We start from the raw sequence: 26,267 nt of genomic DNA, 5'->3' as shown, positions 1-26,267 counted from the left end.
TATTATATAATAGACACAGTAGGATGTCAATAATTTCTTGTGATTACAATAAATGCTTAGACAATAGCGAAATGATGAATACAAAAGAGGATAGTTGAAATTTATGCAGAATATTAGTTTATGAACTAGGTTTAAAGTTAACTATATGAAAAATTAGGGTGAAAAATTATGATTACAAGACTAAAAACTTTAATATTAAAAGATTTGAAAATTATTATAGGACATAAGGAGTGGCTTCTAGCCTCTTTATGTCTTCCGTTTATAGTGTTTTTTATACTTTCTTTTTCATTTAAAGACATGATGAAAAAAGAATCTGATATTTCTCCAATAGTGGTTGCCATAGTGGATAAGGATAATAGCGTGGCAAGTAAACTTCTATTAGAAAATTTTAGTAATAACAAAAACTTTTCGGATTTTATACATGTTGAAGTTTGTACAAGCGCATCAGCTAATGAGAAATTTAATAACAATTTATTAACTGGAATAATAGAAATACCGAAAAATTTTTCTGGAAGCTTGATTGCTATGGAAAATCTACCTTTGGAGATAACTTTAAATTCAGATGAACCTCTTAAAAGTTCCATATTAAAAAATGTTATGGAAGGATATTCACGAATTATTGGAGCTGTAGGGATAGGAGTTAGTTCTGTTCAATATTATATGGATAAATATGATGAGCCTGTGGAAAATAAAGTTAAAGTAAATGATTATTTATCAAGAAATTTGATTTTTACTGCACTGGGTAGATCTAGATTTTTTACTTATGAGCCTCACAACGATATTCCATCTACCACATCTGTAGAATATTATATTATAGCAATAGCAGTACTTTTATTAATGTATATGGGTATAGTTTTAGGAAACTTACTTATTAAGGAGCGGAATTCAATGGTGATTAAACGACTGCTTATCACCCCAACTACTTCCTTTGAGATCATTTTAAGTAAGTGGATAGCGGATTCCACTTATTGTATTACGCTTTTATTGATTTTTATAGCACCTATATTTATATTTTATAAACTAGATATAGGTGCTATAATGAAAAATTTATTTGTGTTTATAATTATCAGTGTAGGACTTATAATAAGTTTTTACATAATGCTTGCTACTTTTTTTAGAAGTGAGGAGAGTTATATTTTGATGACTAATATATATGTATTTATATCTTCAATTATTGGTGGAAGCTTTATACCATTACAAATGATGCCTGAAAAGATAAGAAATATTTCTAAATTAACCCCTAACTATTGGATAATAAAAGGGCAGATGTACATATTAAATTTGTATTCTCTTAATGATATTAAAAATATTATAGGGGGTATGCTCTTGTTAACTTTATGCATGTTAATGACTTCCATGTTTATGCTTAAAAGAGGTAAGAGGAAAATGCAATGGATAGTATAAGAATACTAATAGCTATAAGAATGAAAATACTATTTAAAAAGAAAATACTTATTACACTTAGCATAATTGTGCCTCTAATTTTATTAATGTTTGTTGCAACTATTTTTACTAAGCCATCTTTTTTAAATAAAGTGCCTATAGCTGTAATTGATGAAGATAATTCTGTGACTTCTAGGAGAATATTAGAGGGACTGAGTCATAGTAATTCGCTGAAATGTATAATTATTAAAAAAGCAGATATCAGTAAAAACCTTAATGATAATTTTGTGCAAGGAGTATACATATTAAATTCTGGACTAGAGGAAAATATAGAAAAACAAAGATTTGATGATTTAATAACTGTTCATTATTTGCCGCATAATGTTTTTGCACCAGGAATTACAGATGTGATTGCCGGTGAGATATTGTATTATGTCTGCGGGGTTAAGGCTGCTAGCACAGGTGAAAAGGCAATAAGTAAAAATGCTGATATAAAAGTTTATGATGAAATCATAATGTATAATTTAAGTCATATTAATGATCCTAATTTTAACTTGCCTCTAAAAGTAAACTCTATTTCCCCAAATACTAAAATGGAAAATACAGCAATGATTAAAGGGGATATTGTATCTAAGCAGTTTTCCTTGGGAATGGTTATAATTTTTTCTACCTTGTTTTTGTTATCGGGAAGTGCAACAATAATGAAAACTAGATCCTCAGGAGTTTATAAAAGAATTAAGGCATCTGGAGTTCCATATTCTTATTTGCTTTTAAGCGATGTAATAAGTATTATGTTAAGTGGAAGTTTTGTGGTTTTATTGCAATTTAGTTTTTTATATAAAACAATGGATATGAAGAGTTTAAAAAGTTTTGGTTTAGTTATTACAATTTGTATAGTCTATATGTTTTGTATGTCAAATTTATTTGTACTTTTAACTCGTATTTTCAAAAGCCATATTACGTTTCAAAGCGTTATGCCGGTGTTTATATTGTTTATGGGTTTGATTTCAGGTTGCCTCTGGAGTATGGAACTGATGCCACAAAAGATAATCCAAGTGGCACATTTAATGCCAACATATTGGATACACAATGCTATAACTAAGTTAATATTATATAATGGAAGTATTAATGACATCTTATTGAATTTAATTTATTTAGTCCTTTATGGAATAATATTTATGGCTATAGGTTTTATAATAGAAAAAAACAGAGCTTCTGAAAATAACCAAGCTTGATTATAAATTTGGAGATGATTAACATGATAAATAAGTTAGATCAAATATTTGCTAATAGAAAGGCCAAGGTAATAGGTAAATTCAAGGAAAGTGCAGTTATGATACTACTTGTGGAGGATTCAGAGGAGTTGTCAGTGGTATTTGAAGTGCGTGCTCATAAATTAAGGAGTCAGCCAGGTGATGTTTGTCTTCCAGGAGGGAAATTGGAACGAGATGAAAATCCGAGGGAAACTTCTATAAGAGAAACTATGGAAGAATTAAACTTAAAAAGAGAGCAAATTCAGGTTATAGGAGACATGGACTATTATATAAGTCCTTATGGAAATATAATGTATGCCTTTGTAGGTAAGTTAAAATATGGAGAAATAAACCCTAGCCAGGATGAAGTGGATCACATATTTAAAGTTCCACTCACATTCTTTTTGGATAATGAACCACTGCTTTATAAAATGGAGATAGGACCTATAAACCAAGAGGATTTTCCTTTTCATTTAATAAATGGAGGTAGTGATTATAAGTTTAGGAAAGGGTATTTAGATGAATATTTTTATGAGTATAATGGATATATAATATGGGGGTTCACAGCTCAAATCATTAAAAGTTTTATTGACGTTTTACATGATAAAAATAAATAAACAATAAAAGGAAACCTAAGCTTACGCGAAGGCTTCCTTTTATGAATTAAATTATTTGCTATTTACTGGCTACCATTTTGTTTTGTTTAAGGAATACTGAAACACTTAATACAATTACAGCTGAATATATGAAGACATATATAATTGAAATTAGCCCTGCAGTACGGAAGAATTTCAGATAGATAAAAATAGCTATTGATATAATGGCCCAAAAGAGAGAAACATAAGACATTTTATTATTTCTGTCTCTCCAATTATCAGGGTCTTTCATGGATCCAATAATTTTATCTCGTCTTTTACTTGTATCTCCTGTGTTAACTACAAGGAATTTGTAATATAAGAAAAATAATAATGATATTATGGAAATACCTAAAAATAGATAGGATGAAGACATACTGGTTATATTCAAAAAAATCACTCCTCGTATAATGTTGATTATAAAAGCACACTTTATATGATTAATATGCCCAAAAAATTAAAACATATGTTTATATCTGTTTTTTAAGTTATACTTAAATAAGTATATAATGCAAAAAAAAATAAAAAGGAGGAAAAAAAATGAAGGAAATTCATGATTGGCATAATGAGACTAGAGGTTCAAGAGTAGTAGAGGAACTTTTGAAAAATGGATTTAAAGCTATATATATTCAAAATGGTGAACAAACCTCAGAATTTATAATGAATAATATAGTTAAAGGGGACAAGGTAGGTTTTGGAGGATCTATGACTATAAAGAAACTTGGTATACAAGAAAAGGTGAAATCTATGGGAGGTATTGTACTAGACCATGGTGACCCGAATTTATCGCCAGATGAGAAAATGGAAACTATGAGGGGAGAGCTTGTATGCGATGTTTTTCTATGTAGCTCTAATGCTGTAACTTTAGAGGGAGAACTTGTTAATATTGACGGGGTAGGAAATAGAATAGCAGCAATGAGTTTTGGACCTAAAAAAGTAATTATTGTAGTAGGAGTTAATAAAATCTGTAAAAATGAAGCTGCGGCATTTCAAAGACTAGAACAAATTGCAGCACCAAAGAATAATAAAAGGCTAAATACGCCTAATCCTTGTACTAAAACTGGAGTTTGTAGTGATTGCAAATCAGATTCTAGAATTTGTAGAGTTTATTCAGTAATTAAGAGAAAACCAATGACAACTGATATTACTGTGGTTGTAGTTGGGGAGGACTTTGGGTTTTAACAAAACAATTTTATTGGATTTGTTATAAAAGAGTAGACAATTAAATATAATAACAATATAATTGTATTATAGAAATAATTAAATATAACATGTAATTATAAAAGGGAATGTGGTTTAATGCCACAGCAGCCCCCGCTACTGTAATCATGGACGACGGGTATATTACCACTTAACGATGTTTAAAAACGTTAGGGAAGGGTACCTTTAGGACGAAGTGAAAGCCAGGATATCTTTTATAAGTATAAACAATACAATATCTTCGGAGGGAAGGTAAAGGCTTATATTATATAGACCTTCACCGAACTTTTAAGTTCGGTTTTTTTGATTTGTAGGAAATATTAACAGGAGGAATTATGGTTAGTGAAAGTAACAAAATTCATGTTTTGACAGCAGCCCTTTTAGGGATAAATTTACTTGTAATAACCTTTTTATGCAGAAATCCAATGGTGCTAACAATAATTTTTATGTTCTGCGCTATTACTATGATATATAGCGGAAATGTGGAGAAACTTAAAAATGGCTTTAAATATTTTGTTCCATTTTCAATCTTAGCCATAGTGGTTAATATGATTTTTGTGGCACAGGGAAGTACTACTTTATTTTATTTATTTGGGGAAAGATTCACATTAGAAGCTTTACTTTATGGTGCTATATTAGCATTTAAACTTTTAGTGGTAATTTATTTGTTTATGGTAGTTTCAATAATTATAGATACAGATGTGGCATCATCATATTTTTCTTCTAAATTGCCAAAATCAACATTAACCATTATGATTTCACTTAAAATATTTCCGAATATGAAAAATAGAATTATAAACTTAAAGGAAATATACAGCATAAGGGGTGTTGACTTCGAGAGCAAAAAGCTAAAAGAGAAGATCAAAAGCAATATACCGGTATTATCTGTTTTGCTGGAAGATTCGTTAGAGGGAGCTTTTGGTATAGGTGAAGCTGCCTATGTGAGAGGGTTTTTAAGTGGTAAAAGAACTGTATATGATAAGCCTAGGCTCCAAACAACTGATTATTTAACAATTATAGGCAGCAGTGCTGCACTGATTTTTTATTTGATAATAAAGGCAAGTGGCTTGGATGATTTTGATATATATATGAAGGTTAGTGCATCGCAACTTATAAATTACTGGGTTATAGTCCTACTAATATTAGTAATCATAATAGAAATTATTCTAGCTAAGAAAATAAAACATAAATAATACTACTACAGGGAGCAAATAAAATGTCATATATAGAGATGAAGGAACTAACCTACTACTATCCTAAAGAGTCAAAACCGGTGCTTCAAAATATAAATTTAAAAGTTGATAGAGGAGAAATTTTATTCGTTGTAGGAGAATCAGGATCAGGAAAATCAACGTTGGCTAAATGTATTTCAGGAGCTGTACCAAATTTTTATGGAGGTAAGATAAAAGGCAGTGTAACAATAGATGGTAATGAAGTAACAGAAATGGAACATAGCAAAAGGGCAAGTGAGGTAACGATGGTTTTTCAAGATCCAGAAAGTCAACTGATTATGAATAAAGTTCACAGGGAGATTGCTTTTGGACTTGAAAATGTTGGTGTTGAAAGTTCGGAAATGAAGAGAAGGATTTTTGAAGCTATGCAGTTTTCTAACATATTAGATATAGCAAATAGAGACATTAATACACTATCAGGTGGTCAAAAACAAAGAGTTGCTATAACCTCTGCAATAGTTTATTTACCAAATTGTATTATTTTAGATGAACCTACGTCACAATTAGATCCAGCTTCTGCAGAAGATGTTATCGGACTTATAAAGAAAATAAACGATGAACTAGGAATTACCATTATAATTATTGAACAGAGGATCCATAAATGTTTTGATATTGCTGATAAAATCCTTATATTATCTAAAGGAGAAATAGCTTTTTCAGGAAGTAAACAGGAGCTTTATAATGAGAAAAATAAAGAACTTCAGATATTTTTACCTAATTATTTAAAAATATCAAAAGATTTAGATATTACAAATATGCCTTATGGTTTAAGGGACGCAAGAAGGGCTATTGAAGAATTTACATATGAATATAAACCGAGACTACTAGATGAAAATTCATCTAACAGTGAAGAACTTATAAGAATTGAAAATTTGAACTGTAAATATGATGAAAATATAGTTATTAAAGATTTAAACACTAGCATAAAACAAGGTGAATTCATTGGTGTTATGGGGGCTAACGGCGGTGGAAAAACAACTTTTTTAAAATCACTTATGGGCCTTCTAAAATATAGTGGTAGTGTTAAAGTGAATTTTAGTGGACAGTATAAAGAAATTAAAAAGCTGAAAATCAAAGATATAGCAAGGATTATAGGATATGTTTCACAAAATCCTAATGATTATATATCAAAGGAAACGGTTTATGATGAATTAAAATTTACTTTAGATAATTACAATATTAAAGACTATCAGGTTATAGAAGATACTCTAAAAGCTTTAGATATTTACAAGTTAAAGAATAAGAATCCAAGAGACCTTAGTGGTGGTGAGATTCAGAGAGTTGCCATAGCCTCAATTTTGGTTCTCAAACCTAAAGTTTTACTGTTAGATGAGCCAACTAGGGGACTAGATTCAAAGGTGAAAACAATGCTAGGTGAGATACTACAAGAACTCAATAAAAATGGGACTTCTATAATACTTGTAACCCACGACGTAGATTTTGCAGCAGAATTTTGTAGTAGGTTTTTATTAATGTTTAATGGTGAAATAGTAGGGGATGGAACCTGCCAAGAAATTCTTGGTACAGGGATTTATTATACCACCACCATTAATAAAGTTTTTAGAAATAGGAATAGCGATATTTTTACTTTAAAAGATTTTGAAGAAACCGAAGTAAGTTCAAATAAGCTTAATTTGAAGGTGAAATAGTGAAAAAAATTACAATGTATTTTACATTTTTAATTCCAATACTTCTAATAGTGCTGGGTATAAAATATAAGAGTTATATTAATATGTCATTAAGTGTAACTATAGCTGTGTTTTTAATAATATTTTTAAGTTATTTTTATTTCGAAAAAAGTTCTATGGGTACTAAAGAAATAGCCGTTATAGCTACCTTAAGCGTATTTGCAGCAATTAGCAGAATACCTTTTGTGGCCATACTAAATGTTCAGCCAACAACTTTCTTAGTAGCCTTATCTGGACTAGTATTTGGACCGTATGAAGGGTTTTTGGTTGGAAGCACAGCAGCATTTATTTCAAATATTTTTCTTGGTCAAGGCCCTTATACCCCTTGGCAGATGCTTGCCTGGGGTATAGTTGGAGCACTTTCAGGCTTAATAGGTAAAAGAGGTAAAAAACTTTCCGTAGAAAAATTTGCAATTATATGTTTCTTATACGGATTTTTGTTTGATTGGATAATGAATTTATGGTCGGTGCTTATAATATTAGACCCAATTAGTATTAAGGGTATTCTAACAATTTATCTTACAAGTGTTAGTGCAGATATAATGCATGCGGTGGGAAATTTTATTTTTGCTTTGATTTTTTACGAAAGTTTCTACAAAGTTTTAACTAGATTTAAAAGCAAATTAGAAATAACTTACATTAAAAATATTGAAAAATTCTAGGGGGAAATAATAATGAGAAAAACAATGAAAATGAAGATTTACACTATGGCTTTGGTATTAATATTCGTAATGGGTCAAATTCTTACAGGAGCTAGTACAATGGTTAAAGCAGTAGAAAATGATTTTGAGGTTTCAGTGCAGGTAGAAGGGTTTGAAAAAATAATTACAACAGGAACATCTAGTAAATCAAATGGGTTTGAGGCTTTAAAAGAGGTATTAGATAAAAATAATATATCTATGACTTCTAATGATGAAGACTGGGGAAAATTTATTTCGGAAATTGGTGGAATAAATAGCGCAAAATTTGGTGGATATGATGGGTGGCTTTATGCAATAAGAAGAAATAACAGTTATGAAGATATTGCTTCAGCTATTGATGGTGCAACATTAGAAAACGGGGATAAGCTTATTTTATATTATGGAGATATGGGAACTATGACGGCAAATAAAATAGATTATTCAACTAAGGATGCAAATGTTGAATTAACTATTAGTTTAAATAACACTTATGAAGATTACACAACGAAAAAGGAAGTAATTCAACCTATTACTGGAATAATGGCTAAAATTGATGACAAGGATGTAGTAGTTGTGGATAATAAAATTACACTTGCAGCAGGACTAGAAGTAGGAACTCATACTCTTGAGTTAAGCGATTTTAGGACTGAGGCATCTCCAAAAGTAGTTTATGATAAAATAGAATTTACTATAGGAAAAGAAGTAGCACCCGTGGTGGAGGAAAGTGAAAATATTACAGCTGAAGTTGTAGACAATACTACAATTACAAAAGAAATTTCTCAGGCAATAAATAGTTCGGTTGCAGCTGTAAATGCTAAGGGAATTGATACTTGGTCTGCTGTTAGTTTAAATACGTTAGGTGAAAAAGTAGACACTACCTTCTTAAAAGAGAGTATTGAAGATATTAAGGTAAATGGTGTAAAAGATTTAATCAATACAGACATTGAAAAACTAATTATAGGCTTAACGGCCGCCGGATATACGCCTTATAATGTGGAGGGTTACGATTTAGTTTCAGAGCTGTTTAATAGAGATATAAATACATTTTTAATTAATGATGCGGTGTTTGGAATCTTTGCTTATAACTATGCCAACATAGAGGAAGATTACAAAGTTTCTAAAGAAAAATTAGCTGATATTATAATGAAATCAAAGTTAAGTTATGATGCAGATAAAATGGTAGGATGGACTTATTATGGAGACAAAATAGATCCAGACATGACAGGAGCGGCTATAAATGCTCTATCAGAATTTTCTAGTACAAAACCAGATGTTAAAGCAGCTATTGATGCAGCTGTTAATTCTCTGTCTATATTACAAAATGAAAGTGGATACAGCATTAGTCAATATGGTTTAGCTAGTGAAACCACAGCTTTTGTTATATTAGGACTTACGTCTGTAGGAATAGATCCAGAGGGAGAAACATTTATTAAAGCCAAAGGTGATTTAGTTTCAGCACTGTTATCCTTTAAAGCTGAAGATGGAGGGTTTAAGCATTTAGTAGAAGACACTAAGTCAAACTATACATCTACAGAGCAGGTACTTAGAGCGCTAATAGCAATTAAAGAATATAAAACTTCTGGGAAATATGATTTTTACTCTAGCGATATTAATGCAAAAGAGCTGCCAGTTTTTGTTTTAGGGGATAGTACAACAACTGATAAAATTGAAACTACAAATGAAGCAGAGGCTAATACATTACCTCAAACGGGGTCCACTATTGATACTAATGTTCTTATAGTTTTAGGGATGCTCTTTATGGTTATAGGAGTGTTGTACACAAGAAAGATTAGTAGTGAAAAATAGTATATAATACAAATGGTCTATAATGTCAGAATAGAAGAGAGTGATTTAGTTGAAAAAGAAAATATTACTTGTAGCTACAGTTATATTAATAAGCGTAGGGCTTTTAAGTATTACAAAAATTGTACAAGACAAATACCTAAATAAAAATACCGCTGCGCTGCAGCAGGAAGAAAAAGACTCAAAATCAGCAGAAGTAGTTGTAAAAGAGAAAGATATACAAGAACAAACGGTTAAAGTGGAAACACTGAAAGATGATGCTAAACCAGAAGTTAAGGAGCAGGAAACAAAAGCGATAGTGGAAAATAAAACAACAGATACAAAGACTACTAGCACTGAAAATGTAGTAGTTGAAAAGAAAGAAGTAGTAGTTGTAAAAAAAGATATACCTCCCAAAGCTCCTGAACCTAAAAAAGAACCTGTAAAAAAACCTAATTTAATAATTAAAGATGATATCTCTGGTAAAATTATTTTATCTGTATATGTAAATATTGAGAATAAAACAGTAGCTGATATTACACGTAATGAATTAGGCAATAACTATGCAGCGTCCGGAAGAGGGGAATCAACTTATGTTACAAGGATGTATGACCTTAAGGTAAGAGGTTCTGGGCCACTAAGTGGTTGGTGTTATTACGTAAATGGAGTTAAGCCCGGTGTAAGCTGCGGAGCTTATACACTAAAGTTTGGTGACATTGTAGAGTGGAAGTATTTAGAGGATGGCGTGAATAATTAGACATATTTTCATGTGCTTATAAAATAATATTTAGAATTTTCAAAAAACACTGTAACTTATCACTAAAATATCTTATAATGCTATTAAGAGTAGTAAATTATGGGAATGAGGTGATGAAATGTTACAGTGTCCTTTTTTAACAACAGCAGAAGAAGAAATTAATTGTTTTAAGGAGTGTGCACTATACAGATGGGCAGATAACGGGGGGAATTGTCCATTTCTTGAACTTAAAGTCTTTAAGCCACTAATTATTAAAAACCATTCAGATTATGATTTATTTAGTGAGGATAAAGAATCTCCTTTAAGGCTATTGTATAAACAAACTTATGCATAGGTTTATAAGCGCTGGTGTATATTATGCAATAATTGGATATAATTTAAATTATAATTAATTTAAAGAGGGAGTGAATTAAATGGAAAGAACCTTGGTTTTAATTAAACCTGATGGAGTTAACCGTGGCCTTATTGGGGAAATTATTAATCAATATGAGGAGAAATCGCTTGAAATTGTAGCTCTGAAAATGATGACTGCTACAAAAGAAAGTGCTAAAAAACATTACAGTGAACATGCTGGAAAGAATTTTTTTGAAGAGTTAATAAATTATATTACCGAAGGTAAGATTTGTGCAATTATATTAATGGGTGAAAAAGCTGTGGATGTAGTGAGAAAAATAAATGGAGATAAAGATCCTACAAAAGCAGAAATTGGAAGTGTAAGAGGAAAATTTGCTTTAGATAAAACTCAGAATTTAGTTCATGCATCTGATAGCCCTGAAAGTGCAGAACATGAAATTACAATTTGGTTTCCAGAACTTACTGAAGGCACGTACGAGAAAACTGTGGATTTATTTGCAAAAAATCCTGGGCCATTAGTAAACGTATAATTTATTTAAAGGTGCATAAAAAAACTAACCAAAAATATTTTGGTTAGTTTTTTTGATTAGTGAGAACTACAATTTCCAGAGCAACCACTACAAGATTTTTCATCGCTTTTAGAGCAATTTGATTTGCTGTTTTCCGGCAATTTTGTTTTAATCCAAAATCCAGAATCCTTGTAGGCTATTGTGAGTTCTACAATATTATCCACAAGAGTTTCATCATATAGTATTTGCAAATCACCAATGGTATTTTTAATGTCTCCTGTTTTATAATTATCTAAGATTATGTCTACTTTTGCTGTTTTGCAACAGCCACTGGCATACACAAATCTAATGCTGTCATAATCTTCGCTCCGACTAATCATTTCCATAAGCTCTTGATGAGCATCCTTAGAGAGTTTGATTTTTAAAGTTTGCTCCATTTTTCCTCCTATTATTATTATTATTATTATTATTATTATTTATTGTTTTTATTATATAGGAAACAGCTTGTGGAAGTGGCTGTGGATAACATTTATACGCTAGAGCTTGTCACTTTTGCCACTTGCCACGTGGGTGGCACTACTCTTCCAAGGCTTCTGAATAATGGTTTAATAAACTCTGCTTTAGATTCCATAAATTCCAAGAAAGATCTACATAATATGGATGAGGGTTTTGTAATCTTAAAACTTCTGGCCACAAATTGGAAACTTCCCTAGCGGACAATGCTTTTATTTCCATGACAGAAGGAGAGTTATAAATAGGTTTTCCATTTTCAAATATTTTAACCATAAGATCTTTTACATAGTAATTTCTTAGTCGTGTCTTTTTCCAGGTAAAGATTTGATTAAATATTTCAAGGGGTCTACTTTCATCAATTACCTCGTCATGTAATGTAATTAAATCTGCAACGGCTTTATGTGTTTTTTTATCAAAAATCCTATATATTTTTTTAAACGCAGGGTTAGTTATTTTTTCTGCATTTTCACTGATTTTTATTTTTGGTATTATAACTGAATCGTTTTCAACAGCAACTAACTTATAGACCCCGCCAAACACAGGCTCTGATCTTGCAGTAATAAGTCTCTCGCCTACACCGAAGTTATCGATTTGTGCCCCGTTTTCTAAAACACCCTTTATTATGTGTTCATCAAGTGAGTTAGAAATAGTTATTTTTACATCTTCGTATCCAGCTTCATCTAGAATCATTCTTACTTTTTTAGTTAAGTAAGTAATATCGCCACTATCTATTCGGATTCCTTTAGGTCTTTTGCCCATTGGTTTAAGTACCTCATCAAATACTTTTATGGCATTTATCACACCAGAGCGTAGTACGTTATAAGTATCTATAAGAAGCATGCAGTTATCAGGGTAAGTTTTAGCCCAAGATTCAAAGGCTTCGTATTCAGTATCAAAAAGTTGTACCCAGCTGTGAGCCATAGTACCAAGAGCTGGAATGTCAAACATTTCTTCAGCTATGGTGCATGCAGTACCAGAACAACCACCAATGACAGCAGCACGAGCACCGTATATGGCGCCATCATAGCCTTGAGCACGTCTAGAACCGAATTCCATAACAGGTCTACCTAAGGCAGCTCTACATATTCTACTTGCTTTAGTGGCTATTAAGGTTTGATGATTTATTGTGAGTAGCACCATTGTCTCAACAAATTGAGCTTGCATAACAGGTCCTTTAACTATAACTAGGGGTTCACCAGGAAAAACAGGATAACCTTCTGGTATTGCCCATACATCGCAACAAAATTTAAAATTCTTTAGGTAATCTATAAAGTCTTCTGAAAAAACATTTTTCCCCCTTAAGTAGGATAGATCATCATCAGAAAAACTTAAATCTGAAAGGTATTCAATTAACTGTTGTACGCCGGCCATGATGCAATATCCACCACCGTCAGGTATTCGTCTAAAAAACATATCAAAGTATGCAATTTTATCTCCAACATTATTATCAAGATAAGCATTAGCCATAGTTAATTCATAAAAATCTACTAGCATTGTTAGATTTCGTTCATTTCTCACATTAAAATCTTTTGAGTTTTTCATAATTTTTCCCCTTTGAAATTTAATAAAAGTATATAATGGAATTATAACATAATTCCAATTTATAAGGTAATGATTAATACAAGAGCATTTTGGGTATAAACATAATATATGACATAATTATAGTAGGTGAAAGAAAGTGGAGACAAAACAAATTATAAATAATAAAGTAGTAAAAAATAAAATGAATACAAATTTAAGTGAGGAACAAAAAGCAGCAGTTTTTTCTGATAGCAGAAATTTATTAGTTACAGCAGGTCCGGGATCAGGTAAGACAGTAGTTATCGTTAATAGAATTGTTTATTTAATAAATCATAAAAAAATAAACCCTAAAAATATTATCGTAATTACGTTTACAAGAGCTGCGGCAATTAATATGAAAAAGAGATATGTTGCTATTAATGGAAATGAAAGAGTTCCGTTTTTTGGAACGTTTCATGGCCTATTTTATAAAATTCTTAAAAATTATTATGGGGATATAACTATAATTAATACACTAGAAGTATATAAACTAATAAAAAATGTATTAATGTCTTATTTAGATGAAGTAAGTGATGAAAAAGTAAAGGAAGTAATAAATAATATTTCCGTGTTTAAGACTAGTGGCGATGATCTGGAAAGCTTCTCTTCAAGTATTGATAAAGGAATCTTTACAGCAGCCTATAATATTTATGAACAGTATAGGAAAGAAAGAAACTTATATGATTTTGATGATCTTCAAATAGGTTGTAGAGACTTGTTTATAAAAGATTATACACTGCTTAAAGGTTATAAAAACTTATTTAAACATGTTTTAGTTGATGAATTTCAAGACTGTGATTCCATGCAAGTGGAAATATTAAAACTTATAAACGAGGGTAATTCAATTTTTGCAGTAGGTGACGAAGACCAATGTATTTATGGCTTTAGAGGCTCTAATCCTGAATGTATGGTTAAGTTTTCTGAACGTTTTGACGGTGGAGGGAAATTACCCTTATCCACTAACTACAGATGTCCAAAAAATATAGTGGAAATATCCATGAGTATTATAAAGAATAATAGCATGAGGAATGAAAAATACATAAGTGCTTTTAAACAGCAAGATGGTGGTATTACGGTACTTAACAATGTAAATGAAAGTTATCAGGCAGAGGAAATCAGTTGTATCATTGAAGAACGAAATGGTGTACAGGATAAAAATTATAGAGATAATGCCATATTATACAGAACAAATGTAGAGTGTAGAAGTCTAATAGATGTTTTCATTAAAAAAAGAATCCCTTTTCTGCTTTTAGATAAGGAGTATGATTTTTTTGAGCATTTCATTTGCAAAGATATAATAGCATATTTAAAACTGAGCATTGATAAAACTGATAGAGATAGTTTTCTTCGAATAATTAATAAGCCCTTTAGATATATAAGTAAATTAAATTTAGATAAATTAAGAAGAAATTCTGTAAAGGATGACTGTTTTGAAATGGTAAAGGATATCGACGGTACACCAGTGTTTCAAATGAAGATGTTAGATAAATTAAAAAAAGATATTCATAGTCTAAATAAAATCTCATTAAAAAGTGCTGTAGATAATATAGTTTTAAGTATAGGTTATCATGATAATATTAAAGAATATTGCACAAAATTTAAGATTGATTTAAGTGAGATGGAGGACGTTATAGACGAGTTTAGACAATCAATAGAAGGATATAACTCTATAATAGCTTTTCTAGCCCATGTAGAGCAGGTTAAAGAGGAGATTAAAAAGCATAAGAAAAGCACAGAGGACGATGCGGTGATACTTAGTACGATCCACGGGGTAAAGGGTATGGAGTTTAAAAACGTATTCCTTATAAATTGTAATGAGGAAAATATCCCACATGTAAATAGCATGGATAAAAACATAGAGGAAGAAAGAAGGCTGTTTTATGTAGGGATTACAAGAGCTATAGACAATGTTTGGCTTTGCATTTCTAAAAATATAAAAGGAAAAGTAAAAGAAACCTCACGATTTATTGTGGAGTGCAATATTATAGGAGAAGATGGTACGAATTTTCCTTTTAAAGAAGGAGATACGGTGCTGCATAAAAGTTTTGGCAAGGGAAAAGTAATTTCTATTACAAATAATGATTTAGTCTTGCAGTTTGATGGGGGAATTATAAGAAAATTTGATGCTAAGGTACTATATAATAATTCTCTAATATCAAAAGTGGACTAGAAATTTAAGAATATAAGAGTTTCTAATATAAGGAGGGATTTATTGTGGCACTTCCAAAAGGGAAAAACTCTATTAATATTGCTATAGAAAAGGCTAAAGGTATCAAAGCAACATCAAAGGATAAGCCTACTGAATCTATTGGTAGAAAAGGAAATCTTAAAAAGAAGAAAAAAGGAAAACATAAATAATATCAAGAGTTTAAATAAATTTTTTTTATTTAGTAATTCAGGTTATAAAGTAAAAAAAGAAACATATAATGTAATAGACAGCAATATTTGACAATGGGTGAAAATCAGATATACTATAGAGGAAATTGTTAGTTAAGGAGGAGTTTCAATGGTTGCCTTTAAGAAAATGTGGGAAGATGTGCGATCGATTTTATCCAGGGAGGATTACTCAGATATAAAAATTTTAGAAAAGTTCAATTGTGGATTTACAGTTAAAGAGCGAGATGATGTAATTTTTATTACAAGAGATGATTTTGTGGATTTTTGGTGTAAGTTACTGTATTATAATGAATTATCCTTAGAACAGGTTTTAAAAGATGAGAAATCAAAACCAAAATACATTTACACTATTGTAAAACAATTGCCTTATATATCAGAAAATTCTGGAGTAATTAAGTTAATGCAGTAGTTTTGTTGAATATTGCAATATAATGTTATATAATTTTACTAAGCTCATATTTTATTAATATGAGCTTAGTATTTTGTGAGGAAGAGGTATAAAAATGGATATCACAAATGTTAATAAAGAGGGACTAATATTTGCTTTAGATATAGGAACAAGGTCCATTATAGGGACAGTTGGAGTAATATCAGAGAAGAAATTTAAGGTTCTTTCCGAAAGTTATATAGAACATGAGGATAGGGCTATGATTGATGGTCAAATTCATGATATTGACTCCGTAGCTAGTGGAGTGAAAAAGGTAAAAAATGAATTGGAGAGTAACTTAAATATTTCCTTAACTAAAGTAGCTATTGCTGCTGCGGGAAGGTTTTTAAGAACAACTACAACAAAGGCTGAAATAGAAATAGATGGAGATAAGGAAATTAATAGAGAAGCTATTAGAAGTTTGGAGATTACCGCGGTTAAAATGGCAGAGGATGAAGTTGTTAAATCTACACAAGGTAAGCTTTATTGTGTAGGCTACAGTGTTAAAAATTACTATTTAAATGGTTATGTAATTTCAAATCTGAATGCTCACAAAGGAGAAAATATTGCGGTTGATATAATTGCTACATTCCTTCCACGCTCAGTTGTTGATAGCCTTTATGCTGTTATGAGTAAGGCGGAGCTTTCCGTTGTAAGCTTAACTTTAGAACCAATAGCAGCTATGGAAGCTGCAGTACCACAGAATTTACGACTTCTAAATTTAGCATTAGTTGATATTGGTGCAGGCACTGCGGATATTGCTATTAGTAGTAAAGACAGTATAAGTGCATATGGTATGGTACCAATGGCTGGGGACGAAGTAACTGAAGTAGTAGCACAATCATATTTAGTTGATTTTAATGCCGCGGAGAGTATTAAAAAGCAGTGCAGTGGAAAAGAAAAAATTGTATTTATAGATGTGTTAGGTCTTGAAAATGAAATAGAGCCTGAGGAAGTATTGAAAATAATTAACCCTATAGTTATGAAGATTGCAGAACAAGTTGGGAATAAGATAATTGAATTAAATGGAGGGAAATCTCCTAATGCTGTATTTCTAGTAGGAGGGGGAGCACATACTCCTTTTATTAGAGAGAACATTGCTAAAATATTAAATCTGCCACTACAAAGGGTTGCTATTAAGGGACGAGACGCAGTAGTTGAATGTATATGTGATGCTAGTCTTGGAAGCATTGGGGTTACAGTTTTAGGTATAGCACTTATATCAGTAAAGAGATTAGGAAATGATTTTGTTGATGTCACAATAAATGATAAAATTATAAGCCTATTTAATGCACATAAACATACTGTTATGGACGTAATGGTGCAAGAAGGTATAAATCCTAAGATATTAATTGGTAAGAACGGTAAGAATATTAGATTTACAGTTGATGGTATAAAACGAGTGTCCTTTGGTAGCTTAGCTAAAGGGGCGGAAATAAAGATAAATAGCTCCATCGCAAATATTGATTCCGAAGTTGTAGAGGGGGACATTATCGATGTTTCTTTCAGCATCGATGGAAAAAAAGCTGAACCTAAGATTACTGATTTTGTAAAGAACATTCAAGCTGTGAGTTTTTATTTTGATGATAAAATAAGAAATATGGAGCCTGTAACATTCATAAATGGAAAAAGAGCTCTTATAAATTCACTAATTAAAGAAAATGATGATATAAATATAGAATTCCCAGTTACAATTCAGGAATATATAAAATATTATGGAAATAAAGAAAGTACTCTAACTTTTATGATGAATAATAAAGAACTGCAGAAGGATTACGTTATTAAAGAAGGAGATAGAATATATAGTGTAACTTTAAAAAAGGAAAATACTAATGAATATGTTCAGGTTAAAGATGCACATAATAAATCAGATGTAGGATTAAAAGAGCTTGTAGTGGAGGTTAATAAAAAAATCATAACTCTTAAAAATAAGGAAAAATATATTTTTGTGGACATATTTGATTATGTAGACTTTGATTTGTCTAAATCAAATGGAAATCTAATACTGACGCTAAATGATAGTAAAGCTAGTTATTATCAGCCACTAAATAGTGGAGATATAATCCGAATATATTGGGATAACTAGTAATAGTTTTTTAGGATATTAATAAGTGGAGAGGTGTGTAAACGTGAATTTTTTAGAGATGGCAGAAAATATTCATAGTCAATTAGTAGATATAAGACGGGACCTTCATAAGAATCCAGAACTAGGCTTTGATTTATTTAGAACTTCCCAAAAGGTAAAAGACTTTTTAGCAGCGGAAGGCATTGAATATTATGAGGTAGCAGGAACGGGAATTTGTGCTATTATTCGTGGTAAGGGCGAAAAGACTGTTGCTTTAAGAGCAGATATGGATGCACTTCCATTAGACGATAAGAAGATATGCGATTATTCCTCTACAGTTAAAGGTAAAATGCATGCTTGTGGACATGACGCTCATACAACTATACTTCTAGGTGCGGCCAAAATATTAAATAGTATGAAAGAGAAAATCCCAGGTAATATTAAACTTTTTTTTGAACCAGCTGAAGAAACTACTGGTGGCTCAAGGGTTATGATTAAAGAGGGAGTGCTTGAAGAGCCTAAGGTGGATGCTGTTTTTGGGCTCCATGTAGAAGAGTGGTTAGAAGCAGGAACAGTTGGTTTAAAAAGAGGGGTAGCCTATGCAGCATCGAATCCATTTACAATAAAAATAATAGGTAAGGGAGGACATGGTGCAAGTCCACATATGACTATTGATCCTATTGTAATTGCTAGTAGTGTTATTACTTCCCTTCAAAATATTATAAGCAGGGAAATTTCGCCTACAGATCCTGCAGTACTGACTATAGGATCCATTCATGGAGGCACAGCTGAAAATATTATACCGGAAGAAGTTATAATATCTGGAATTATCAGAACTACCAGCAGTGAGAATAGGGAGTATATAAAGACTAGATTAATTCAGGTAGTAGAAGGCATAGTTACATCTATGAGAGGAAAATGTGAAATTAATATTGTGGAAAGCTATCCTTGTCTTTATAATAATGATAAGCTGGCAGGAATGTTTGAAACTTTGGCAAGTGAAGTCATAGGAGCGGATAATGTTTATAAATTAGATCATCCTACTATGGGAGGAGAAAGTTTTTCTTATTTTTCTTTGGAAAGGCCGTCGTTATTTTATTTTTTAGGAAGTGGAAATGTAGAAAAAGGTATAGTTCATCCTGCTCATGGAACTTTATTTGATATAGATGAGAGCTGTTTATCCATAGGAGTAGCTATGCAATGCAAGTTAGCTTATGAATTCCTATTGGATTTGTAACGAAATTAGTATATAATTGAAGCTTGATGTGATTTTTTGAAAAGTGTAAGGTAATTTATTATAAAATAGATTGGATTATAAGCGGAATACGTCATTATATATAGAAACATAGGAGGAAACATATGAGGATAGAGATCGGAGCAAATGAAGCAGGACAAAGAACAGATAAATTCATGAGAAAAGTACTAGGTGATGTACCACTAAGTAAAATATATAAGGCTTTTAGAAAAGGTGATATTAGGGTTAATGGTAATAAAATCAAGGAAAAACATTCTTTAGTACAAGGTGATATAGTTGAAACAAAATATATTACCAGTGAGTTTAAAAAAGAAGAGTTTATTAGAATTGATAATAATCTAAAAATAACATTTGAGGATGCTAATATATTAATGGTGGAAAAATGGCCGGGAGTTTTAGTTCATTCTGACAAAAAGGGTGGAGAAGCTACTTTAGTGGATTATGTTCTTTCTTATTTGTTTGACAAGGGAGACTATAGGCCTGAAAATGAAATAACCTTTACACCAGCACCTTGTAATAGGCTAGACAGAAATACTTCAGGTATAGTTATGTTTGGTAAAAACTTTAACTCTCTTAAACTTTTAAATGAAATGGTAAGAGAAAGAAGTGTTGAGAAATATTACATGGCACTAGTAAGAAACAGAATAAAAGACGGTGTTTATGAAGGGTATATACGCAAAGACGAGGATGCAAACATCTCAGAGGTATTCGACACAAAGATGCCTAATACAAAAAGAATAGCCATGGAAGTTAAAAATATAGAAAGTTGTGGTACATTCTCACTAGTAGATATTAATCTTATAACAGGTAGAAGCCATCAGCTACGTGCTCATTTAAGCCATTTAGGAAACCCTATTGTTGGTGATCCAAAATATGGTGAGAAAAAGATGAATAGTTTCTTCCAAAACAAATATGGTTTAGATTATCAATTTTTATATGCATATAAGACAATATTTAAGAATTGCCCAGAGGAACTAGCTTATATGGAAAACAAAACCATTGCGGAAAGTTTACCTCCAGTACTTAAAAAGATTAAAAAGGATGTATTTAAATTTTAGAGGGTGGTTTTAAAGCACCGAAGGTGATGATTTAATGAGCGAAAAAGTGAATTTAAATAAACAGTCTACCTCAAAAGGCTTTGCCATATTATCTGTAGCAAGTTTTATGGTTAAGCTTTTATCTTTACTCTATGTACCTTTTTTAAATAACATATTAGGAACTGATGGCTATGGTATATATGCATCTGCATACCCTATATTTGTGTATGTATATATTTTAACAAATGCGGGTATTCCAGTTGCTATTTCTAAAATGATATCAGAACTTATAGCTGTAGAAAATTACAAAGATGCAGTAAGAACGTTTAAAATAGCTAGATTTTTACTTTTTATATTGGGACTGGTTATGTCCTTGTTATTGCTTCTTTTTGCAGGACCCCTATCAATAATAACTAAAAGTGCCAATGCAAAGCTAGCAATAATGGCCTTAGCTCCAACTATTTTAATATCATCTATATTATCAGCTTATAGAGGGTATTTCCAAGGAAGAGGAAATATGACTCCTACTGCTGTATCGCAGGTATTGGAACAAATTGCAAATACCATATTTAGCTTAGCTTTTGCAGCGTATTTTATAAAATATGGAATGGCACAAGGTGCAGCAGGCGGAACCATTGGTACAACTATTGGAGCGTTAGTTGCCGTAATATATATGATTAATTCCTATAAAAAGAATAAAGTTTTTAGAGTTCCTAAAGGATATAACAAATTAAATATAAAAAGACTCACCACTAAAAAAATAATAAAAAGGCTTTTAAGTTATGCCGTTCCAATGACAATATGTTTAGGAATACAGCAAGCGGGGTTATTTATTGATTTATGGTTAGTTAAATCTAGAATGATAGATTCTGGAATGTCTAAAAGTCAAGTTACAATTTTATGGGGTGTATTAACTAAATATACCACATTAATAAATGTACCTATAGCCATTATTACAGCACTCGCAATAACTATTTTGCCTTCTATTTCTAGTTTAATGGCATTAAAGGATAAAAAAGCTGTAAAGGGAAAGGTTAATTATGCTTTTAGGCTATGTTTTTTAGTGGCAGTACCATCCTCAGTTGGACTAGCAGTTTTAGCTAAACCTATAGTAGAACTACTACACTTTGATTCTGATGTAACAAGATTACTTATATATGGGTCAGGAGTAATAATACTTATGGCTGTGGTTAGTATTCAAACTTCAATTCTTCAAGGTCTTGGGAAACTTTATTTAGTTACCGTTTATGCAGTGTTTGGGTTAATGGGAAAAATAATTGTTAATTATATTTTTGTAGCCATTCCAAGATTTAACGTATTAGGAGCTGTTATGGCTAGTGGTGTAAGTTTTGCGATACTTTTGATATTTAACAATAGTGCTATGAACAAAACACTAAGGGTTAAAATTAATCTGCCTAATCATGCCATTAAACCCATAATAGCATCAGGTATTATGGCAATAGTTGTAAAACTCATATATATTAACTTTAATTTTGTATTTAGTTTTATAAAGGAAGGTTTTTTTGCTAATGCTATGGCAATAGCAAGTTCTATGATTTTAGCTATATTAACTTATTTCTTCGTATTAGTGCTTATAGGTGGAATAACTAAAGAAGATTTGGAAGGTTTACCACGTAAGATTACGAAACTCATACCTGTATCTATTTTAAAAAGAATTAGATGAAAAATTAAATGTGATTAGTAAAAGAAACAAGTCCAAGGCTTTTGGGAGCATTAGACTTGTTTACTATTTTTTGAAAGAATAAAAGAAAATAATATTAGGGAGAACCCAGTAACAATGATTACTATATTTTTAGTGATAAACATAGAATTAGGTATAGTATTATCTAAAATTTTAAGTATGAAGTATATGAATATACTAAGACAAACATTGATTATAATTTCTGTCATTGAAAACTGTAGATAGCAACTTTTTTTGATTGCTATGATATTTAATATAAAGCTTAATATAGAGGTTACAAGGAGAGCTATTCCATATCCTAAAATACTCATACCCGAAATGCCTAAGAGTATATATAGAAGCACAAGTTGTAAAATAGAAGTTATTAGAGAATTTATTAAAATTATTTTTTGTTTACCAAGTCCATTTAGTATTCCAAAAGTTGAACCAGCCATGTACATGAATGGAGCGCTTAATGCAGCAAGACGTATGTAGATGCCTAAGTCATATCTGTCGAAAAATAGTTTTCCAAGGGAATCTCCAGTAGATAAACATATTATTAGAGTGGATGCGCCGAGCAAAAATGAAATTTTTATAACTTCGGCAACTCTTTCCTCTAGTGCATGATAATCATTTTTACTAATACTTTTAGAAATGTCGGGAGTTAATATGGTTGCCATAGACATTACAATAATAAATGGAAAAAACACGATGCTCATAGCCATGCCTGAGAATTTACCGATTAAGGCTAGAACTTCCGTATATTCAAGACCTGCATAAACTAGTCGCCTAGGGACAATTAAGGTGGATAGTGCAGAAATTGCGGTAGTTAAAAAACCATTAAGGGATAGTGGCAGAGAAACGACAAGAACATTAAATAGGAGTTGAGCTCTTCCTTCAGCCCTTTTAGTGTACTCCTTGAATTTATTTTTACTTTTTTTATAGAAGGCATATAACAGAATAAAGCTTATAAATTCCCCAATGGATAAGGCGATGTAAGTAGCGGGTACAGTAGAAGTCACATTTCTGAGTGTAAAGAAATTTATTATTCCAACTAATATAATCATTCTTACAGTTTTTTCAACTATATCTATTATTGCAGGTACTTTAACATTTGAAATACCATAGAAATAGCCTTTGTATATAGAAGAAAGTGCAACAAAGATTAAAGCAGGGCAAATAACTAAAAGAGAATATAATGTCCTTTGGTCTTTTATTATGTATGTACTGATAAAAGGTGATAAAATGAATACTGAAATAGCTATTAATATAGCCCAAATAAAATCAAAAACAATGGCAGTATGTATGGTTTTGTTTAAATTGCCATAATCGTTTATTCCAAAGTAAGATGAGGCTTCTTTTGAAATAGCTGTTACCATTCCACCACAGATAAGACAAATGAATAAATCATAGATAGGCATTACAAGGCTATAAAGCCCCATACCTTGTGCTCCAAGTTTTTTCGAAAGTAGAATCGCAAACATAAATCTAAGTATACCTCCAACTAAATTTGAAACTGTGAGTATTATTGAATCTCTATAGAAATTATCTTTTATCATGGATGGATCCTCCTTGTTCTTGACACTGACCTATAGCAGTTATTAATTATTTGTATGTGAAGTGATTGGATTATATTCTACAAGGCGGATAAAACTTGTATTTTTTCAAAATAAATAAATTATATAAAAAAATTCTCCTTAGGGGTAGTTTTTGTGTTAAAATGTTCTTATTAATGATTGTCCTAACCTAATAAACCTGGGGGTATAATAGAAATATGAAATGTTTGATTTGTGGGATGGATATAAATATAAATAATTTCAATATAAATAGTAAAGGCTTACTTGAAGATAACGAAAGTGAATGTATTAAATATTGTCCATTTTGTGGTGTAAATACTAAGTATATAAAAGTCGAAAGCAAAGAAATATTTGAGGGTCCTGTTGGGTGTTTAGATCCTAGTACTTTATTGATAATTGATCATGCTATGAAACTTGAAATATTTAATTCGGATTTTTATAAATCAGCAGCTGTGCTTGCACGTAGTATAGAGGTTAAAGAAACTTTTGAAGCACTTTCAAAGATTGAGCGGATGCATGCTATAGTGCACATGAAACTAGGTGGATTCAAAGAATTGCCTAAACTTATCGATATAGATTACAGTAAACATAAGACTGACAAAAGCTTGATGAAACTGGCAGAAGATAGAGAAATTCATGCTTCGCAGTTTTATGAAAAAAACTTAAAGAAAATAGTTAATCTTAATGTTGAAAAAGTATTTACTGCACTATCAGAAGTTGAAAGGGACCATATAAAAATTGCTAAAAGCAATTAACCACTTTTATTAATACATATACTCTAATCTATGTAAATATACATAGATTAGAGTATTTATAATTTAGGGGGGAAGTATGAAAAAGACCATTGGATTTATAGTTATTTTAGCCGCAATGGCTTTTGCACTATTTTCAATGAAAGGAAACTTTACAGAACATAAAATTACAGTAAAAGATGGAGGCATAAAGTCACAAATACTTTTTAAGGGATTAAATGAAGCAGTAGATTTTACTGTGGACAAAGAGGGAAACTACTATATAGCTTTCAAAGACAGTATACAGTGCATTGATAGTGCAGGTAAATCATATTCTATATTTGAAGATAAGAAACTGAGTATAAATAGTTTAGACTATAACAATAAAATATTATATTATGCATCAGGGACGGGAGTCTACTCTTATAATTTAATATCTAAAGAAGATAAACAACTAATTAAGGACATACCTAATTATGGAGATTATAATAAGAGTTTGATTAAGATTTATGGGGAATATATATTTGTTACTATAGGTGCGGCAACAAATTCTGGGGTAGTAGGCCCTGATAACCAGTGGCTAGATGATTATCCTATAAATCATGATATTTCGCCAAAGGGAATAACAGTTAAAGGAATTAATTTTACTAAAGAAAAAACTGGAGCATTTGTTCCATATAAAACTATGAATACAAAAGGACAAATTATTACGGAACATGTGCCTGGGAATTCGTCAATAATAATCTATAATTTAAAAACCGGAGCAAAGGCAAATTTTGCTTGGGGTATAAGGAATATGAAGGGTATAGATTTTAACAGTGAGGGCAAAGTAGTGGTTACTGTGGGAGGTATTGAGGATAGAGGGTTAAGGCCTGTAAAAGGGGATAGTGATTATATATACCAGATTAAAAAAAATGCATGGTATGGTTTTCCAGATTACACGGGTGGGGATGAAGTTAGTTCCCCTAAGTTTAAAGGATTAAATAACAGTTCCATATCGTTTATTTTAGATAAACACCCTACAACAAATCCACCAGCACCGATTTATCAACATACAGCAGTAGATAGTTTAGTGAGTTTAGCAGTTGATACAAAAGGAATATTAGGAGACTTAGATTGTATATATTTCTATGAAAAGAACGATAATAGTATATATAGTTTGAATAGTTTGGGTGCACTTAAAGAAAAAATAAATTTTGAACAAGGTACTTATTTATCTAGTATTAAGTTCTTTGATGGTTTAACAGCATTAGATTCTAAAAATGGATATTTAATTAGAATAGAAAAAATTAAAATTGATATTGTAGAAAGTGGAACAAAAAGGTTTAGTTGCTATTTATTAATAGTAGTGGTAACTTTAATAGTTAGCATACTTGTTGGTTTAAGCAAAAAGAGGTAAAATGTAAATAGATATAATAGAGTATAGTCGGAAAACAATAATTAACAATATCCACATTTAGGAAATAATAATATGTATCTGGATAACGAATTATACTCAAATTAATTATAGGCATAACAAAAAGACTTTTTTACACATTATTTTAAAAAAGC

Annotated in this window: 24 protein-coding genes and 1 riboswitch; of the genes, 20 read left to right on the top strand and 4 right to left on the bottom strand. The window is 31.0% G+C overall.

The features are described from left to right. Positions 1-168: 168 nt before the first annotated feature. From JJD95_RS02880 to JJD95_RS02870, 3 genes are read left to right on the top strand one after another with little or no spacing between them, the layout of a single operon-like run. A complete protein-coding gene (locus JJD95_RS02880) occupies positions 169-1,404 on the top strand; it encodes an ABC transporter permease (protein WP_291640165.1) in 1,236 nt (411 codons plus the stop codon). Further along, positions 1,392-2,618 carry an ABC transporter permease gene (locus tag JJD95_RS02875; RefSeq protein WP_291640163.1) on the top strand — a complete coding sequence of 409 codons (1,227 nt, stop codon included), beginning with the start codon at positions 1,392-1,394 and terminating at the stop codon, positions 2,616-2,618. The genes JJD95_RS02880 and JJD95_RS02875 overlap by 13 nt, the downstream gene beginning before the upstream one ends. Before the next feature lie 23 nt (positions 2,619-2,641). Continuing rightward, the gene (locus JJD95_RS02870) at positions 2,642-3,253 is read left to right on the top strand and encodes a CoA pyrophosphatase (protein WP_291640161.1); all 612 of its coding nucleotides are present in this window, start codon (positions 2,642-2,644) and stop codon (positions 3,251-3,253) included. 58 nt (positions 3,254-3,311) lie between these two features. On the opposite strand, the gene JJD95_RS02865 is transcribed toward JJD95_RS02870, so the two are convergent. Next, entirely contained in the window at positions 3,312-3,662 is a 351-nt protein-coding gene (locus tag JJD95_RS02865; RefSeq protein WP_291640159.1) for a hypothetical protein, read from the bottom strand. Positions 3,663-3,811: 149 nt separating this feature from the next. Between JJD95_RS02865 and JJD95_RS02860 the strand changes: the two genes are divergently transcribed. The 8 genes from JJD95_RS02860 to ndk all read left to right on the top strand — a co-directional run bounded on the left by JJD95_RS02860 (position 3,812) and on the right by ndk (position 11,494). Continuing rightward, the gene (locus tag JJD95_RS02860; protein ID WP_291640157.1) at positions 3,812-4,453 is read left to right on the top strand and encodes a lactate utilization protein; all 642 of its coding nucleotides are present in this window, start codon (positions 3,812-3,814) and stop codon (positions 4,451-4,453) included. Between the two features lie 52 nt (positions 4,454-4,505). Further along, positions 4,506-4,706: riboswitch (cobalamin riboswitch) on the top strand. Between the two features lie 100 nt (positions 4,707-4,806). Continuing rightward, positions 4,807-5,664 carry an energy-coupling factor transporter transmembrane protein EcfT gene (locus JJD95_RS02855; RefSeq protein ID WP_291640155.1) on the top strand — a complete coding sequence of 286 codons (858 nt, stop codon included), beginning with the start codon at positions 4,807-4,809 and terminating at the stop codon, positions 5,662-5,664. 23 nt (positions 5,665-5,687) lie between these two features. Continuing rightward, complete coding sequence (locus JJD95_RS02850; protein ID WP_291640153.1) at positions 5,688-7,352, top strand: ABC transporter ATP-binding protein; 1,665 nt, start codon at positions 5,688-5,690, stop codon at positions 7,350-7,352. Beyond that, complete coding sequence (locus JJD95_RS02845) at positions 7,352-8,053, top strand: ECF transporter S component (protein WP_291640151.1); 702 nt, start codon at positions 7,352-7,354, stop codon at positions 8,051-8,053. The genes JJD95_RS02850 and JJD95_RS02845 overlap by 1 nt, the downstream gene beginning before the upstream one ends. Before the next feature lie 12 nt (positions 8,054-8,065). Beyond that, positions 8,066-9,877 (top strand): LPXTG cell wall anchor domain-containing protein, encoded by a 1,812-nt coding sequence (locus tag JJD95_RS02840; RefSeq protein ID WP_291640149.1) that lies wholly within the window; start codon positions 8,066-8,068, stop codon positions 9,875-9,877. A gap of 49 nt (positions 9,878-9,926) precedes the next feature. Continuing rightward, the gene (locus JJD95_RS02835; protein WP_291640147.1) at positions 9,927-10,610 is read left to right on the top strand and encodes a DUF4430 domain-containing protein; all 684 of its coding nucleotides are present in this window, start codon (positions 9,927-9,929) and stop codon (positions 10,608-10,610) included. Positions 10,611-10,728: 118 nt separating this feature from the next. Then, complete coding sequence (locus JJD95_RS02830) at positions 10,729-10,944, top strand: hypothetical protein (protein ID WP_291640145.1); 216 nt, start codon at positions 10,729-10,731, stop codon at positions 10,942-10,944. 79 nt (positions 10,945-11,023) lie between these two features. Next, positions 11,024-11,494, top strand: coding sequence for a nucleoside-diphosphate kinase (gene ndk, locus JJD95_RS02825; protein WP_291640143.1), 471 nt, complete (start codon positions 11,024-11,026; stop codon positions 11,492-11,494). Positions 11,495-11,550: 56 nt separating this feature from the next. Here ndk and JJD95_RS02820 read toward each other — a convergent pair whose 3' ends face one another. Then, on the bottom strand, positions 11,551-11,910 hold the full coding sequence (locus tag JJD95_RS02820; RefSeq protein WP_291640141.1) for a hypothetical protein: 360 nt from the start codon (positions 11,908-11,910) through the stop codon (positions 11,551-11,553). A 139-nt stretch (positions 11,911-12,049) separates the two neighbouring features. Continuing rightward, positions 12,050-13,528, bottom strand: a complete 1,479-nt coding sequence (locus JJD95_RS02815) for a nicotinate phosphoribosyltransferase (protein ID WP_291640140.1) — start codon at positions 13,526-13,528, stop codon at positions 12,050-12,052. A 136-nt stretch (positions 13,529-13,664) separates the two neighbouring features. Between JJD95_RS02815 and JJD95_RS02810 the strand changes: the two genes are divergently transcribed. The 7 genes from JJD95_RS02810 to JJD95_RS02780 all read left to right on the top strand — a co-directional run bounded on the left by JJD95_RS02810 (position 13,665) and on the right by JJD95_RS02780 (position 22,411). Beyond that, a complete protein-coding gene (locus tag JJD95_RS02810) occupies positions 13,665-15,716 on the top strand; it encodes an ATP-dependent helicase (RefSeq protein WP_291640138.1) in 2,052 nt (683 codons plus the stop codon). A 44-nt stretch (positions 15,717-15,760) separates the two neighbouring features. Then, a complete protein-coding gene (locus tag JJD95_RS02805; protein WP_291640136.1) occupies positions 15,761-15,904 on the top strand; it encodes a hypothetical protein in 144 nt (47 codons plus the stop codon). 148 nt (positions 15,905-16,052) lie between these two features. Then, complete coding sequence (locus JJD95_RS02800; protein WP_291640133.1) at positions 16,053-16,352, top strand: hypothetical protein; 300 nt, start codon at positions 16,053-16,055, stop codon at positions 16,350-16,352. Positions 16,353-16,446: 94 nt separating this feature from the next. Beyond that, positions 16,447-18,456 (top strand): cell division protein FtsA, encoded by a 2,010-nt coding sequence (locus JJD95_RS02795; RefSeq protein ID WP_291640131.1) that lies wholly within the window; start codon positions 16,447-16,449, stop codon positions 18,454-18,456. 58 nt (positions 18,457-18,514) lie between these two features. Then, positions 18,515-19,672 carry a M20 family metallopeptidase gene (locus JJD95_RS02790; RefSeq protein WP_291640252.1) on the top strand — a complete coding sequence of 386 codons (1,158 nt, stop codon included), beginning with the start codon at positions 18,515-18,517 and terminating at the stop codon, positions 19,670-19,672. A 122-nt stretch (positions 19,673-19,794) separates the two neighbouring features. Beyond that, the gene (locus tag JJD95_RS02785) at positions 19,795-20,748 is read left to right on the top strand and encodes an RluA family pseudouridine synthase (protein ID WP_291640129.1); all 954 of its coding nucleotides are present in this window, start codon (positions 19,795-19,797) and stop codon (positions 20,746-20,748) included. A gap of 34 nt (positions 20,749-20,782) precedes the next feature. Beyond that, positions 20,783-22,411 (top strand): polysaccharide biosynthesis protein, encoded by a 1,629-nt coding sequence (locus JJD95_RS02780; protein WP_291640127.1) that lies wholly within the window; start codon positions 20,783-20,785, stop codon positions 22,409-22,411. Between the two features lie 50 nt (positions 22,412-22,461). Here JJD95_RS02780 and spoVB read toward each other — a convergent pair whose 3' ends face one another. Then, positions 22,462-23,967 (bottom strand): stage V sporulation protein B, encoded by a 1,506-nt coding sequence (gene spoVB, locus JJD95_RS02775; RefSeq protein WP_291640126.1) that lies wholly within the window; start codon positions 23,965-23,967, stop codon positions 22,462-22,464. A 215-nt stretch (positions 23,968-24,182) separates the two neighbouring features. Between spoVB and JJD95_RS02770 the strand changes: the two genes are divergently transcribed. Next, a complete protein-coding gene (locus tag JJD95_RS02770; RefSeq protein WP_291640124.1) occupies positions 24,183-24,740 on the top strand; it encodes a ferritin family protein in 558 nt (185 codons plus the stop codon). Between the two features lie 76 nt (positions 24,741-24,816). After that, positions 24,817-26,115, top strand: a complete 1,299-nt coding sequence (locus JJD95_RS02765; protein ID WP_291640122.1) for a hypothetical protein — start codon at positions 24,817-24,819, stop codon at positions 26,113-26,115. Positions 26,116-26,267 lie beyond the last annotated feature (152 nt).

Origin of the sequence: Clostridium sp., assembly GCF_016650035.1 — a bacterium.
GTDB lineage: Bacteria > Bacillota > Clostridia > Clostridiales > Clostridiaceae > Clostridium_AD.
The sequence above is the reverse complement of the archived record's forward strand: the minus strand, read 5'-3'. Positions and strand labels throughout refer to the sequence as shown.